Origin of the sequence: Allopusillimonas ginsengisoli, from assembly GCF_004153455.1 — a bacterium.
Lineage (GTDB): Bacteria > Pseudomonadota > Gammaproteobacteria > Burkholderiales > Burkholderiaceae_B > Allopusillimonas > Allopusillimonas ginsengisoli.
In genome coordinates this window covers 15813-29939 of record NZ_SDQE01000014.1, presented here as the reverse complement: position 1 = coordinate 29939, position 14127 = coordinate 15813, and the positions used below count along the sequence as shown (strand labels likewise).

Annotated in this window: 12 protein-coding genes; 8 read left to right on the top strand and 4 right to left on the bottom strand. The window is 59.0% G+C overall.

Features of this window, described 5'->3' with window-relative positions; all coding sequences use genetic code 11:
• Positions 1 to 37 precede the first annotated feature (37 nt).
• Entirely contained in the window at positions 38 to 799 is a 762-nt protein-coding gene (locus tag ERE07_RS18745; protein ID WP_130010579.1) for a Crp/Fnr family transcriptional regulator, read from the top strand.
• 12 nt (positions 800 to 811) lie between these two features.
• Here the strand turns inward: ERE07_RS18745 and ERE07_RS18740 are convergent, their stop codons facing one another.
• Positions 812 to 1036: a hypothetical protein gene (locus ERE07_RS18740; RefSeq protein WP_130010578.1), complete on the bottom strand. Its 225-nt coding sequence runs from the start codon at positions 1034 to 1036 to the stop codon at positions 812 to 814.
• Positions 1037 to 1275: 239 nt separating this feature from the next.
• Here ERE07_RS18740 and ERE07_RS18735 point away from each other — a divergent pair, with 239 nt between their 5' ends.
• From ERE07_RS18735 to ERE07_RS18725, 3 genes are all read left to right on the top strand, one after another.
• A complete protein-coding gene (locus ERE07_RS18735; RefSeq protein ID WP_130010577.1) occupies positions 1276 to 4377 on the top strand; it encodes a TonB-dependent receptor domain-containing protein in 3102 nt (1033 codons plus the stop codon).
• Positions 4378 to 4448: 71 nt separating this feature from the next.
• Positions 4449 to 5336: a Slam-dependent surface lipoprotein gene (locus ERE07_RS18730; protein WP_130010576.1), complete on the top strand. Its 888-nt coding sequence runs from the start codon at positions 4449 to 4451 to the stop codon at positions 5334 to 5336.
• 100 nt (positions 5337 to 5436) lie between these two features.
• On the top strand, positions 5437 to 6915 hold the full coding sequence (locus ERE07_RS18725; protein WP_130010575.1) for a surface lipoprotein assembly modifier: 1479 nt from the start codon (positions 5437 to 5439) through the stop codon (positions 6913 to 6915).
• 166 nt (positions 6916 to 7081) lie between these two features.
• On the opposite strand, the gene ERE07_RS18720 is transcribed toward ERE07_RS18725, so the two are convergent.
• Complete coding sequence (locus tag ERE07_RS18720; RefSeq protein ID WP_130010574.1) at positions 7082 to 7600, bottom strand: cupin domain-containing protein; 519 nt, start codon at positions 7598 to 7600, stop codon at positions 7082 to 7084.
• Between the two features lie 256 nt (positions 7601 to 7856).
• On the opposite strand from ERE07_RS18720, the gene ERE07_RS18715 reads away from it, so the two are divergent.
• Positions 7857 to 8909, top strand: coding sequence for a 5'-methylthioadenosine/S-adenosylhomocysteine nucleosidase (locus tag ERE07_RS18715; RefSeq protein WP_245153781.1), 1053 nt, complete (start codon positions 7857 to 7859; stop codon positions 8907 to 8909).
• Here ERE07_RS18715 and ERE07_RS18710 read toward each other — a convergent pair.
• The gene (locus tag ERE07_RS18710) at positions 8877 to 9860 is read right to left on the bottom strand and encodes a LysR family transcriptional regulator (RefSeq protein WP_130010573.1); all 984 of its coding nucleotides are present in this window, start codon (positions 9858 to 9860) and stop codon (positions 8877 to 8879) included. The two genes, ERE07_RS18715 and ERE07_RS18710, sit on opposite strands and share 33 nt — an antisense overlap.
• A gap of 198 nt (positions 9861 to 10058) precedes the next feature.
• Here ERE07_RS18710 and ERE07_RS18705 point away from each other — a divergent pair, with 198 nt between their 5' ends.
• Together ERE07_RS18705 and ERE07_RS18700 are read left to right on the top strand one after the other, a co-directional pair.
• A complete protein-coding gene (locus tag ERE07_RS18705; protein WP_130010572.1) occupies positions 10059 to 11048 on the top strand; it encodes a Bug family tripartite tricarboxylate transporter substrate binding protein in 990 nt (329 codons plus the stop codon).
• 14 nt (positions 11049 to 11062) lie between these two features.
• A complete protein-coding gene (locus ERE07_RS18700) occupies positions 11063 to 12292 on the top strand; it encodes an amidase (RefSeq protein WP_130010571.1) in 1230 nt (409 codons plus the stop codon).
• A gap of 34 nt (positions 12293 to 12326) precedes the next feature.
• On the opposite strand, the gene ERE07_RS18695 is transcribed toward ERE07_RS18700, so the two are convergent.
• The gene (locus ERE07_RS18695) at positions 12327 to 12959 is read right to left on the bottom strand and encodes a cysteine hydrolase family protein (RefSeq protein ID WP_130010638.1); all 633 of its coding nucleotides are present in this window, start codon (positions 12957 to 12959) and stop codon (positions 12327 to 12329) included.
• 166 nt (positions 12960 to 13125) lie between these two features.
• On the opposite strand from ERE07_RS18695, the gene ERE07_RS18690 reads away from it, so the two are divergent.
• The gene (locus ERE07_RS18690) at positions 13126 to 14124 is read left to right on the top strand and encodes a GlxA family transcriptional regulator (RefSeq protein ID WP_130010570.1); all 999 of its coding nucleotides are present in this window, start codon (positions 13126 to 13128) and stop codon (positions 14122 to 14124) included.
• Positions 14125 to 14127: the final 3 nt, after the last annotated feature.

The following is a 14127-nucleotide window of genomic DNA, read 5'->3' as shown; positions in this document are numbered from 1 at the left end:
TGCGTCTAGCAGAGCTCCATCTTCTTCTCATATTTTCATGCAATCTCCTTCTCTGATTAAGGCCTTGAGCAATCTCCCGGCCTTTCAGCATGCTGACCCCAACAGCCTTAAGGCGCTGGCCGAACGCGCGCGGCGTATCTGCCTGCCGTCCAAGCAGCATTTATTCCACGCGGGCCAGGCCGCAGACTACTTCTATTGGATTGAGCGCGGCGGTATCACGTTGTACCTGCCCAGTTACAACGGCGATGAAAAAATCGTGCAAACGCTGGAACAGGGCTGTCTGCTCGGTGCCACCGTGATGTTTTCGGAGAGTGGTCATTACCCTTTGTCCGCACAAGCCAGTGAGTACTCCGTACTCTATCGGCTGGATCGCGAACTGTTATTGGACATGACGCGGCATTCCCCGGAAGTTGCCTATACGCTACTGCAGATTGTTTCCAATCATCTGGTGCAAGCCATTAATCGTATCGATCTGCTGACCATCACCAATGCCACGCAAAGACTGATCACTTATTTGCTGGATATATATCGGGAGCGCGGCAGCGCCTGGATCACTTTGCCTGCCAGTCATGCGGTGCTGGCCCGGCAGTTGAACATGACGCCCGAAAACCTGTCGCGTACGCTGGCTGCGTTTCGGCGTGCCGGCCTGATAGGCGGGCGGGCTCGCGAACTGGTGTTGCTTGATGTTGACGCGATATGCCGACAAGCCCGCCTGCCGCCGCCTGTGCCAAAGCCTGCCAAACGCGAAGCCGTATCTGCTGAGGACAAGGCACTGTTTCGCTGTTGTTCGCCGCACTAGGTGGCTCCCGTTTCAGCAGTGTGAAGACGATCCCGAGAAAGGGCTGCACTGCTTGCCCAGCGGCTCCGCGCAGCCTTCCTGGTCATCCGTACGTGGTTCGCAGCGCGCGGGCCACGCATTCCAAAGGTAGATGGCGAACACGCCCGCCCACGCCAGCGTAGATCCCAGTAGCAGCCACGAAGCCCACGCGCCCAGCGCTGGTGTACCCGTTGCAGCGCGCACCAACGCCGCGAACATCAGGCCGCTCTCCCACGGCAGCTACGGATATGTTCATTGCAGTCAGGGCAGTGATGGCCCGCGAGCTTTATTCCGTGAGTATCCACATGCCGCAAGCCCCTCCGTAATGATAATTATCATTATTGTCTGCATTGTTGAACCCACATAATCGCTCCATTGCGCAGCCCTTTGCGCTGGGGCCACGCAGTTTTCCCTCCTACTCATCACAGCGCAGAGGAAACGCCGGGAGCGACACGCACATGCAACACCGATTCACCGTCAGGGCACTGCCCCTCCTGCTCGCCGCCCTGTGGTCGGCAAACGCTCATGCGCAGGCGAACCGATCTCCTGATTTGAGTAGCCCGCCTCGCGAAGCGCGAGGCGACAGCGCCACGGAACGTGCGCGGCAGGCATCTGATAGCGAGGCGCGGAGTGCGGGCCGGTCTCAGAATGTGCGCAGGCTGGAAGAAGTGGTCGTCAGTGGCAAGCGCACGCAGGATGAGGTCGGACACGACAACGTCTACGACAAGGACATTTCCAATCTGTACGTGGATCGTCAATACATGGAGCGCTACCAGGGCGTTTCGGTGGGCGACGTGTTTGCCGGCATGAATGGCGTATACAACGCGGACAACCGAAATGGCTCCGCGCTGTTTCCCAATATACGCGGCTTGTCTGGTAACGGCCGTATTCCGGTGACGGTGGATGGCACCATGCAGTCTCTGGACGTCTGGATGGCGTTGCGCGGTATCAATAATCGGAACTATGTGGACCCTAATCTGTTCCGCAGCATCGAAGTGGAAAAGGGCCCATCAATGACGCGCGGCATCAAGAGCGGGATAGGCGGTGCTGTGGCGATCCGCACCATCGAAGCGGACGATATTGTTGCGCCTGGTCGCAACTGGGGCCTTGAGCTCAAGGCCAACACTGCCAGCAACTCCGTCAAGGATGCATCCGATCCGTTCGCCCTCGTAGGAAAGGATTATCGCGATATCCCCGGCGCGTTTACCGCCACGCCCTGGGACAATCCTGGTCTGGCCTTTTGGGTACCGCAGGTGGATATGCGATCGCGCGACGATGTGCGGCGCTTCAATCTGGACGACCGCAAGGTCTTTGTCAGCGGCGCGCACAAGCACGAGATGTTCGACGTCATGCTGGCTTATAGCGACGCCCAGCGCGGCAACTATTTTGCCGGCACCAAGGGCGCCGACAAGTACACCTCGAATATGCTGTCTGACAATAGCTTCGTGCCCCAAAACCTGTATCCCAGCCTGGCCCGCGTCTACGCACCAGGCTACGAAGTGCCCTACACCAGCACGTCGGCTGAAAGCCTGCTGGCTAAAAATAATTGGTATTTGCCTCATAACCAGAAAATCAGCCTGGCTTTTACCCGTAACCGACTGGCTTTTGGCGAGATGCCTGCCATGGCCTCAGAGCTGCTGATCAATATGGTCGATACCGATGAGAACTTGAGCTTCGCACGCACGAACTTCCAGTATCCATTTCCCGTCACGCGCGTGGACCAGCACGTCTACCGCCTGGGTTACGAAGTCAAGCCCGAAGGCTCGCGCTGGTTGGATCTCGACATGGCGCTATGGCGCAATGTCAATGAAAGTACGCGCTATCAGAATGGCGATATCACCTATCAGGTTAAAGACGGAGATCAATCCTGGGATCACTGGGTTCAGTGTAAATACAACGCCCTCGACCCGTACTGCAAAATTCGGATTGACTACGGGATGATAGACCTCGACAACCCGCCCGCAAGGCAGCCCAATATCGATGGCATTTATGACGTCATCATCGGCAATCAGCAGGATACCCATTCGACCCGCACGGGCATGGATCTGAACAATCGCTTTCGCCTGAGGAATAATCTCGCGTTGACGGTGTCGGCCGACTGGCAATACGAGCGCAAGACCGACTACGTGTTCGTCGATACACCCGTGGTGGGCGGTGGCCTCACGTCGGTGGCATTCGGCCCGGCCTCGGGTCGGCGAGAAGAGTACGGCGCGAGCTTGGGCCTGGACTGGCAAGCCACTAAAAAGCTGCACGTCAGCGCGGGAGCGCGGTATGGCGGATATAGGGGCTTCGATGACGAAACCGATCGCCGCCGGGCCGAGCGGGATGAATCCTGGGCCCGTACCAGAATTAATACGCATCAGATCATCGGGTATGGCCGCCTCGCGACGGACGAGGAGTTGGCCATGCGCAAACGCGTGTGGGCGGACCCGGCACAAGCAATGGAGGAATGGGAGGCATACCGGATTGCCAATCACATAACCAGTTTTGAGCTAGACAGAGACCTATCTACCGGCCTTAGTTACTGGGAAATAGCCTATCCCGTCACACTGAGAAACGGCAAAGCCGATCGCAGCGAAAACCCTTTCTACAACGGTCAGATCAATCCGACCGAAACGGTCTATGCGCAGGGCGGCACCCATCCAAAGTACAAATTGCGAAACTTAGAAAGCTTTGCCTCTCATCGCGCGGCCGATCCCTGGCAGCGCCCGGACAAGCAGCGTAGCCTAGCCTGGTCCTCTCAACTGGTGGCGTCTTATCAGTTGGACGACCGTGCCCGGGTCTACGGCCGGCTGAGCAGCATGGCGCGTTTTCCCAGCATCATGGAGTTTTCCAACCGTCACGGCATACGCGGCGAATTCCCCATCACGATGAAGCCCGAACGCAACCAGGCCTGGGAGATCGGCCTGACTTACAACTTGCGCGATCTGCTGCAAAGCGTACGACAGGCCGACGTCAAGCTCAGCTATTACCACAACACCATCCGGGATTTTTACGACCGCACCGGACACATGAACACCCTTCAGTTCGACCGCAAGATCATGAGTGGTCTTGAACTGCAAAGCCGTGTGGACACGGGTCTTTTTTACGGGGGGCTGGGCGCGACGCTGCGGCTGCGCCAGGAGATGTGCGACGCCGATTACGCCGTGCAACTGGACCCTACCTTTAACCGCTGGCCCCAATGTATGCCTGGCGGATTCCCCGGCGCCATGACGTTCTACAGCCTGCAGCCCAAGTATTCAATCAACCTGGATCTGGGTGCGCGCCTGATGGCGCGCAGCCTGAACCTGGGCATGCGTATGCGCTATCACAGCCGGACCGAAAACAAAAAGCTCGAACGTATCGTGGCCAAGAATAAGGGATTGCTGCAAATTCGCCCGTACTACTGGGAGCCTGTCATGTTGTTCGACCTGTTTGCCGAATATAACTTCAGCCGGCAGGCCAGCGCACGCTTTTCCGTGGACAACCTGACTGACCGTTACTACCTGGACCCCCTGGCTAAAATTGCCACACCAGGGCCGGGCCGCACAATGAGGCTGGACGTGGCATTGCGCTACTGAGTCAATTTTGTCGTCTCGATTTTTTAAGGAAAATTTTGTATTTTTTCTCTTCCTTTCCTTGGAGATGTTGTATGAAGAAATCTGTTCTCACCATGGTAGCCTTGGCCCTGTTCAGCTCGACCGCCGTGTATGCGCAAGCGGTCAACCTGCAAGGCAGTTCCTCGAGTGACAACGTCACCGTTGCCGCGTCCAACTTCCCACCCCTTGTCAGGCCCCTGGGTTATGCCGGGCTCGAAATGCTCCGCGCGGACGGCACGGCCCGGTCCGGTAGCGTGGATATTTTTGGCGGTCCGGTTAAGCAGGTGACGGACAACGCTGCGGCCAACAGTGCCGAGGCACACTATGCTCCTTTTCCGTTGATCCGAAGCATCAAAATCGCCCAGGTTTGGCGCAACGACCAGCATAACGCTGCCAATGTCTATAGCGTGCGCCAGATCACGACCCTTCCGCTGGAGACTTGGCCGCAGTTCGGCGGCCTGGTCATCGGCCAGGTCAAGGAGACTGCCCGCGGCAACGGTGTGTATTTTGGAGAATGGTCCAAGGCCGTTGGTTCACCCAGCTCCGGTGACAGCACGGATCTGAACATGGCAGACGCCAGCCGCACCGTGTGGTATGCGGGTGACAATGCGGTGGCCAGCATGCCTACATTGGTTGCCGCCAACTATGATGTGGTCGGCATTCGCCAGACTGGCGTAGACGGCAACCTGCCGCATGCGCCTAATCTGTACAGCGGTATGCTTACCGCCAACTACAGCGGCGGCAATGGTTCGATCTCGGGTTCGATCACGCGTGGCACCGACGCCGTTGACTTCGCAGGCACGCGCATTTTCTCCAACGGAGAATTCTCTAACGACAGCACCATCAGTGGCCGCTTTTATAACGATGCGGCTGCGCTTGCCGGTATCTACAAAGGTGCTGCCGCCGCCGACCATGTGGCGTTCGGAGGCAAGCGGCTATAAGCAGCCTCGCATGCTTCTGACGTAAACCGCTCCTTATGAAGGCCGGTTCGCCGGCCTTCATATTCTGTGCCTTTTCTACACTATCTCGAGTCTCTCATCCATGCTGCACCGTGGCACTGTTGCGCTGTGCCTGTTGCTGGTTTGCCAGCCCTTGCTTGCTGTCGCGACCAACGATGACCACACATTTTTTTTGCGGGAGCAGACGCAGCGCGCCGTCGAGCGCCGCGCCTTGCCGCCTGACAGCCTGATCGCACCACCCGGGGCGGTCGTGCACGACAACACCATCTACGAAGTCCAGACCACGCTCGAAAGCCTTGAGCCCGCCATTTATATCGCGCTGAACACAGGGCAGTGGGATCGCTTGCTCGAGTTCATCAGCCGTTACCGCCTGCTGCGTGATCACCGGGCCGCCTTGGTTGATATGGCTTTAGGCTTGCTGGCACGCCAGCAAGGTGACCATGCTCGGGCGCTACACCGTATGCAGGCCGCTCATACTGCTGCCCCCGAAGACATCCGCATCAGGTTGGAACTGGCCCGCCTGCAGTTTGAAGACAACCGCGATGCCGAGGCTCGTGCCAACTTCGAGTCGGCCAGGCGTGGAGAACTGCCTGACTACGGCCGGCGCTTGGCACAACAATACCTGGCCGCGCTGGATGCGCGAGCCCGCTGGCATGGCAGCCTCGCCGTCGGCATGGGCTATAACAGCAACATCAATCATGCCAATGGCGATCGCAGCTGCCTGGCGGTGTTCATGGACATATGCGTGGTCGAGCGCAACATGGCCGACCCCATCAGTTCGGCCTTGATGGGTTACGAGGCCGTGCTGGAGCGCCGTTATAACCTGACCGGCAATCACAATTTGCTGGTTCAGCCGATCAGCTACGGCAGCTATTACCGGCGTAACGGGTTGGTAGGGATCACGGACGTCAGGAACTACAGCGGAGCAAGCTCGATGCTGTATCTGGGCTACCAGTATCTGAGCGCGCGCACTAGCGTGAGCCTCTTGCCTTACGCTGAACATTACTACCGCGACGGCCGCAGCAATTATCTATCGGGTGGCATGCAGATGGAATGGCGGCGCATGATCGCCGCCAAATGGCACGCAGGCGCATCGCTGGACGCGCGCCGCTACCATCACAAACAAGCGGCGAGGGGGATCGCCAGTGATTACAGCCAGTATCGGAGCAGTCTCTTTGCCAGCTACGTACCGCGACGCGCTACGTCGATCTACGGCGGGCTGGATCTTGTCCGCAAAAAGTATGAAGTCGAGCAAGCCAGCAGCAGGGATCTGGCCATGCGTATGGGCATCTCGCATGCGTTCGAAACCAGTGCGGGCTTGTATTTGAACGCAATGGGGATTTTTCGCCTGAGCCAAAACGACGCTTATGATGGTTTTTTGGGTGGGCGCCGACGGGACAAGCAGCAGGTTTATATCGTGAGCCTGTGCGCTAAGGGTTGGAACATTGCTGGCCTGACCCCTGAACTGCGTGTGCGGCACAGTGCCAACCGCAGCAATCTGGGCTGGGCGTTTGATTTCAGGCAGAACGAAATGACCTTGCTGCTGCGTCGAACCTTCTGAGCGCTGATACCTGCCCTCGCCGCGACGTCGCGCCGCAGCCTTCGGCTGGGCATGGTCGCCATGGCAGGAATCAGTGCGAGCAGGGTGCGCTTGCCGTGCGAGATACTACGGTTTCGGACGACGGTCGGGTCGGTTGTGCCGTTTTCATACGGTATGAACTCTTTCTTCATGGCGTGGATGATGCCAGCAAGCGCCGGACCGCACTAGTGTCGGGCGCGCCCGCCTGGGCCAGATCCTGAGCGGCGGCCAGTTCAAACTCGCTGAACTCGAAGCCGGGGGCGACGGTACACCCGACCAGGCTGTAAAGCGTTCCTGTATTCAGGGCTTCGGTTTGTGGAGCGAGTTCGGCGGCGAACCATGCGCCTGCAGGCACGACGTGCTGGAATACGGCGTCTGGTGCTGCAGCGGGATGCCCCAGGCGTTGTGTGGTCATGGTTCCCTGGTGCACGATATGGATGTCCAGGGGCAGGCCGGCGTAAAAGTGCCAGAGCTCATCCGAGGCAATGCGGTGCCATGCGGAATACTGCCCAGGCTCCAGCAAATAGTAGATGGCTGTGCAGGCGCTTCGCGCAGCGCCATCTGCTCGCGTGACGTTTTGGGTGCAGCGATAGGTTTCACGGTAATGCCCGCCCTCCGGGTGAGGGGAGAGTGCCAGGGTGTGGATAAGGTCTGCGGCGGTGGTCATGGCGGGCTCCGGCAACGTGAAGAGACTTGGGCCGGGGCCGGTGTGGCAGGGATCTGATATGGGGCTTATCCGGCTTTTCCAGATTATAGGCAGTGGTGGGCAAGTGGCAGGCGATGGGGGATAATCTCGGCAACAAATTATGTCGAGGCCCGCCGCGCCCCGCCTCCGAAAGGGCCAAGGTGGCGCTGGGCCATCGGCTATTCACGAGGCTTTGGTCACGGCCAGTGGCCAAAGCGTAAGTCGGGGAGGATCGGTGATGGGTTGGGGTTTGTCGGGTGGGGCGCAGCGGCGGTTGGTTGTGTGGACGTTGGGTGTGTTGGGATATGGCATGTTGTCGATGGCGCATGCCGGTTCGCAGCCGCCGGGCCTGCAGGAGGCCCCTGCCGGTCGTGAGATTGCTCCGGCGGCTGCGCACACGTCTGGCTATCTCGACGCTATGCCGCGGATTGCCATCGTGTCTGCCTTTGCCCCCGAGCTGTCCTTGCTGCGCGAGGCACTGGATGCGTCGCAGGAATACCAGATCAATGGCGTTACGTTTACCACGGGCATATTGCGAGGGCGTCCGGTGCTGCTGTTTCTCAGCGGCATTAGCATGGTCAATGCAGCCATGAATACTCAATTGGCGTTTGACCGCTTTGCGGTGTCGCACGTGTTGTTCAGTGGCATTGCGGGGGGCGTGAATCCTGATCTGCACTTGGGCGATGTGAACGTGCCCGAGCGCTGGGGGTCGCATCTGGAGGTCTTGATGGCACGCGAGGTCAGCCCTGGCACGTATGCGTTTCCACCGGACAAGCAGAACCTGGGCGTGCCCGAGTTTGGCATGTTGTTTCACCGCGCGGTGCGGGTGATCTCGGATGATCATCCTGACCCGCGTCCACAATTCTGGTTCGATGTGGACGAGCAGTTGCTGGATATCGCCCGGAGCATGCAAGGCGTCGCCCTGCAGTCCTGCGACGCGGATAAGGTTTGTCTGCGCGAAGCCCCGCGCCTTGTCGTTGGGGGGAACGGCTTGTCCGGCACTGCCTTTGTCGACAATGCGCAGTATCGCGAGCATCTATATCAGGTCTTTCAGGCTAATGTAGTTGATATGGAAAGCGCTGCCTGCGCCATGGTGGCGCAGGCCAACCGCATTCCTTTCCTGGCTTTCCGTTCGGTCAGCGATCTGGCCGGGGGCGGGCCGGACGCCAACGAAATGCACGTTTTCATGAACATTGCCGCGGAAAATTCCGCGCGGGTGCTGATGGCCTTTCTTCAGCGATGGGAGACGGCCACGGGTTCAACCGTTGCGGCGGGCCGGCCTGGGCGGTAAACCATCAGCGGTATGGCTGGCCGGGTGTACCTTGGGTGAGCGTGTTCCGCGGGTGCTTCGCCCCTTGTGCCAGCTTCGCATGATGTCGATCAGGTTTTCGACCGCGCCGTTACCGCCCTCAGGCGACCGTGCCAGCAGAAGTTCAGCATGAATATTGCCGCAGCCGTGTAGCGGTAGATAAGTGATAGTGTCTGCGCGCGCGCGGCCAAGATTGGCTGGCACGATGGCTGCGCCGACCCCTGCTTCGATCAGCGCCAGCACCGTCGGGATCATGCTTTCGTGAACGATGTTGGGCGCTATACCGGCGTGCATGCCCAGGCGCTGAAGCACTTCGTGAAAATAGCGGGATGAATGCCGTGCATAGCCGATCAACTCGCACTGGAGCGCATCGGCAAGGCGGATGCGCTTGGCGGCCGTCTGCGCCACGGGATGGTCTTTGCGAACCGCCAACATCAGTGGTTCAGCAAGAATGCGTTCCGGCGAAAGGTCTCGGTCAGCGAAGGGCGGCCGCATCAAGGCCATATCAAGACGGCCATGACGCAAAGCGTCGGGCATCTCGCTGGAGTTCATCTCGATCAGCTCTACCGTTACGTCGGGGTAGGTTTGCCGGAAGGCGTGCAGGCATTGGGGAAAGGTTGAGTAGGCTGCGCTCGGCGTCAGCGCGATCCGGAGTCGTCCCTTTTCACCGAAGTGGATTTCCCGGACAGCCCGTATCGTCTGGGCCATTTCTTTTTCCAATGCCGTGATGCGACGCTTGAGTAATTCGCCTGCGGGCGTGAGCCGCACAGAGCGGGTACTACGCACCAGCAATTGAACCTGTAATTGCGCTTCGAGCTTGCGGATGTTCTGGCTCAGGGGAGGCTGTGTCATGAACAGGCGTTTGGCGGCGCGGCCAAAGTGCAGTTCCTCGGCAACAACAGCGAAACATTTGAGCAGACGGGTGTCGAGCATGGCGGGGTAGTGTGCACCTGGTCAGAGGGTTGTGATCAGTGCGGTTCTATTAGGTTTTAAATCCACCTAATTATGACATTAAATAGAATTAGACAGAATAATAGGGCTTTCCTATGATCCAGAGGATATCTGTCGGGCCGGGCATTTTCCGCAGTGCTGCGTCCCCGACCTACCAGGTCGAGTTAAGGAGGAGGCAAAATGAATCGGATCAATAAGAAAAGTCTGTTGGCCGCAATGATCGGCGTGGCGTGCCTTGCACCGCTTTCCAATGTATCGGCGCAGGCTTATCCATCGCAGCCCATCACGTTTATCGTGCCGTATTCTGCGGGAGGCAGCTCTGATACGCGTTCGCGTCAACTGGCCCAGCATATGTCCGAGTCGCTGAACGTGCCCGTTGTGGTTGAAAACCGCCCTGGTGCGAGCGGCAATATTGGCACCGCGCAAGTTGCGCGCGCCAAACCTGATGGCTATACGATAGGTTTGGGCAACTTTGCACCCATGGCGGTCAACAAGGCTTTGTATGGGGATACCTTGCCGTTTGATCCGGAAAAAGACATACAACCTATCGCGCTGATTGAAGTGGGCGCCATGGTATTGGCCGTCAATGCAGCCGCACCCTACAAGAATGCCGGCGAACTGGTGGCGGATGCCAAACGTAACCCTGACAAGCTGAACTACGCTTCTACGGGTGCCGGAGGCGCATCGCATTTGTCGAGTGAACTGCTCAAGCAGCGCGCGGGGATGGGTGCAACACACGTTCCTTATCGTGGTGGTGCGCCTGCTGTCAACGACTTGATCGGTGGTAGCGTTGACATGTATCTGGAACTGGCAAGCCTGTTCATCCCTCATCTGTCTGCTGACGAACCCCGAATTCGTGCCCTGGGGGTTGCTGCGGAAAATAGACTAAAGGCCTTGCCTGATTTGCCGACCTTCAAAGAGCAGGGCGTTGATGTGGTGGCCTCCAACTGGTTCGGCGTCATTGGCCCGGCGGGCTTGCCGGACGATGTTCTGGCTCAGTTGAACCAGGCTGTGAACAAGGCGCTGCAGGATCCTGATTACCGCAAAGTCGTGGAGTCGCAAGGCGCCGAGGTGGCGGGTGGCACGCCTGAGGAATTCAGAACGTTCATTCAAAGTGAATCGGCGCTTTGGGGCAACTTGATCCGCGAGCAGAATTTGAACGTGCAGTAAGCGGATGGGAAGCGATGAAACAACCTGCGCTCAATGAAATACGACAGTTGGATACTGACGTTCGTGCCTGGGTGTTTCTTCCAGAGGAAGAAACACCATCTATCACAGAGCGTGGACTATTGAGCGGCCTGGCCTTTGGCGTCAAGGACGTCATGGACGTTCGTGGCATGCCCACATGTCATGGCGCGACCTTGCCCGGCATGCCGCCAGCCCGATTCGACGCGGCATGCGTGGCCATGCTCAGAGCGGCGGGCGCTCGCCCCGTGGGTAAAACGGTTACCGCCGAATTTGCTTTCGCCGCGCCTGGGCCCACCCGCAACCCGCGCCACTTGGCCCATACGCCAGGCGGGTCGTCCAGCGGGTCTGCGGCGGCTGTGGCGGCAGGGATGGTGTCTTTCGCCCTGGGCACACAAACGGGTGGGTCCATCGTAAGGCCGGCGGCGTATACCGGTGTAGTTGGCTTCAAACCGGGTTTTGGCCGCATTCCACGTTCAGGCATGCTGGTTCTGTGCGATTCGTTGGACACCATTGGCTGGTTTACGCAAGATGTTGGCCTGAGCCTGAAGCTGGCCAGTGTATTTATGGCGGAACATGGTGCGCCGCGTCCGGTAGAGGCCTTGTCGTTGGCTGTTCTGCCTTGCCCTCAGGCCGGAAAATTGAGTGAAGAGGCGCGGTCGTGCCTGCAACAGGCAGCGGATGATTTGCGCGCGCGTGGCGCGCAAGTGCAGTGGCTCGATGCAGGGACGTTGGTGACGGAGACCTTGGAAGTGCACGACGGGATCATGGCTTACGAACTGTCCCGAAGCCTGTTGCCCGTGCGTCAGGCCGAGCCCGAAGCCTTGCGGGCGCAGACGAACGCGGTGATCGACAAGGGGCTGGCGATCACCCTTGCGGATTACAGCAATCTTGCGCAAAGGCGGAAAGCGCTGAGCGACGCTTGGTCAGATCTTTTGTCTCGTTATGATGCTGTCCTGACGCCGAGTGCACCGGGCGCAGCGCTCGCGGGGCTTGATCGAACTGGTACGTCGGCGTTCAACAGGGTTTGGTCGCTCTTGGGATGGCCGGCACTGCATTTGCCTGCGTGTGAGAACCCGCAAGGCCTTCCCTTGGGGGTGCAGTGTGTCGCTTTGCCCGGCCGTGACATGGCGTTGCTGAAGATGGCCGACGGCGTCCATCGCGTCATCGACCGGCGGCTCACCAGCGCCGTTGCGCAACTGTCGTCACCGACAGCAAGCGCGCGATGATGTCGACGCTGGTGATGGTTGTCCGAATTTACGTTCAGACAGCCACTGCCTTTTTCGTACGCTGGTTGGACAGATAGACATTGTCAGGCGCAAGCGCGTGGCCTTTGTTCACGGCGCTGATCCAGTCTTCTGTTGTGCAGACCGCTGCAAAGTTGGAGTGGAATACAGTGCTGAACACGCGGTGTATTTCCTCGGCGCTGGCTCTGCCGGCGGCGTTCTCGTACGAGGGAGAACCAGACGCATCAGCCAGGAACTCCACATTCAGCTCATCGTGCGATGCATGAAAGATGGTCGACGCATCACAGTTATGCGTCATGTAGCCCACGATCGTGAGCGTGTCGACGCCTTTGTCGGCCAACCATTGGGCCAGGTCTGTGCCGGTGAAGGCGCTGGCCATATGTTTGTTGATGCGGTGGTCGGCAGGGCGTTCTGCGATCAGGGGATGGAGCTCCCATTCCTGAGACCCTTTTGCGAACAAGGGGGAGTCTTCCGGCGCGTCGTGCTGGGCGACGATCACGGGGATGCCGCTGGCCCGGGCAGTGTCCATGGCAAGTGCAATGTTTTTCAGGGATGTTTCGATAGGTGGGTATTCGATGAGCAGGTTACCTGTGACATATTCGTTTTGTACATCGATCACCAGTAATGCCCGGCGGGGGGATGCTGACATCATGTTCTCCTGAGACGAAGGGGTGGTTTTTGGCCGGTGTTTAATCCGGGTTTGCCCAGGCTGGAGGGCAACAAGCCGGCGTTCCGCTGCTTGATGAAGGGTATTGTCTGCGTGATTGGCCTCATCCAACATTGGCCCAAAGGCTGATCTACGATAGAATTGGGCCATGCCGATAAAAACACATTCTCCTCACTACAGCGTCGTCGTCATCGCGTTTGACGGGATCACGCCGTTTCATCTTTCAGTGCCTTGTCTGGTATTCGGATCTCGGTGCGTGGGTGCGACCGCGCCCGTATTTGATGTGCGCGTTTGCGCCAGCGCGGGCGCCGGTACGTCGCTGGGTACCGCGTCGGGGTTCGATATTGTGGCCAAGCATGATCTGTCGGCTGTGGATTCAGCCGATATGGTCGTCATGCCCAGCTGGCATGATGATTGTCGCGATGCGCCGGTAGATCTGCTGCAGGCGCTGCGGCGTGCCCATGCGCGTGGCGCCCGGGTGATGGGCTTGTGTCTTGGGGCGTTTCCGTTGGCGCAGGCAGGCTTGCTGGATGGCAAATCCGCCGCGACCCACTGGGCGTACGCCGAAGCCCTGGAGGAGCGCTACCCCTCGGTCAAAGTGGATCGTGACGTGCTCTATGTGGATGAAGGAGATGTGCTTACTTCTGCCGGCGTTGCAGCGGGTCTGGATTGTTGCCTGCATGTGCTGCGCCAGTTGTGTGGTGCAGACAGCGCCAACCGGGTGGCGCGGCAACTTATCATCGCACCGCATCGGCAAGGCGGGCAGGCACAGTTTATCGAGCGTCCGCTACCGGTATCCAGTACCGATAACCGCATTGCCCAGGTGCTTGAATGGGTGGCGGATCGCCCTGAGCAGGATCACACCATCGATGCGCTTGCGCAGCGCGCGGCGATGAGCCGGCGCAACTTTACCCGCCATTTTCGCCAGGCTACGGGCGTATCGTTCAAGCAATGGTTGCTTAACCAGCGGTTGGCACATGCGCAGCACATGCTCGAAGCCAGCGACGCCTCGGTCGAGATCGTGGCGCAACAGGCGGGTTTTGGCTCGGCGCTGTCGCTTCGGCAGCATTTCAAGGCTACGTTCCAGACATCGCCTGTCACTTACCGAAAACAATTCCGCGCAGCGCCTACCCCGCAAACCCCTTGAAGC

Excerpts from the sequence above, each read along its gene's own strand:
- ERE07_RS18745 (WP_130010579.1), top strand. The coding sequence starts at position 38 with ATGCAATCTCCTTCTCTGATTAAGGCCTTGAGCAATCTCCCGGCCTTT.
- ERE07_RS18740 (WP_130010578.1), bottom strand. The coding sequence starts at position 1,036 with ATGTTCGCGGCGTTGGTGCGCGCTGCAACGGGTACACCAGCGCTGGGC.
- ERE07_RS18735 (WP_130010577.1), top strand. The coding sequence starts at position 1,276 with ATGCAACACCGATTCACCGTCAGGGCACTGCCCCTCCTGCTCGCCGCC.
- ERE07_RS18730 (WP_130010576.1), top strand. The coding sequence starts at position 4,449 with ATGAAGAAATCTGTTCTCACCATGGTAGCCTTGGCCCTGTTCAGCTCG.
- ERE07_RS18725 (WP_130010575.1), top strand. The coding sequence starts at position 5,437 with ATGCTGCACCGTGGCACTGTTGCGCTGTGCCTGTTGCTGGTTTGCCAG.
- ERE07_RS18720 (WP_130010574.1), bottom strand. The coding sequence starts at position 7,600 with ATGACCACCGCCGCAGACCTTATCCACACCCTGGCACTCTCCCCTCAC.
- ERE07_RS18715 (WP_245153781.1), top strand. The coding sequence starts at position 7,857 with ATGGGTTGGGGTTTGTCGGGTGGGGCGCAGCGGCGGTTGGTTGTGTGG.
- ERE07_RS18710 (WP_130010573.1), bottom strand. The coding sequence starts at position 9,860 with ATGCTCGACACCCGTCTGCTCAAATGTTTCGCTGTTGTTGCCGAGGAA.
- ERE07_RS18705 (WP_130010572.1), top strand. The coding sequence starts at position 10,059 with ATGAATCGGATCAATAAGAAAAGTCTGTTGGCCGCAATGATCGGCGTG.
- ERE07_RS18700 (WP_130010571.1), top strand. The coding sequence starts at position 11,063 with ATGAAACAACCTGCGCTCAATGAAATACGACAGTTGGATACTGACGTT.
- ERE07_RS18695 (WP_130010638.1), bottom strand. The coding sequence starts at position 12,959 with ATGTCAGCATCCCCCCGCCGGGCATTACTGGTGATCGATGTACAAAAC.
- ERE07_RS18690 (WP_130010570.1), top strand. The coding sequence starts at position 13,126 with ATGCCGATAAAAACACATTCTCCTCACTACAGCGTCGTCGTCATCGCG.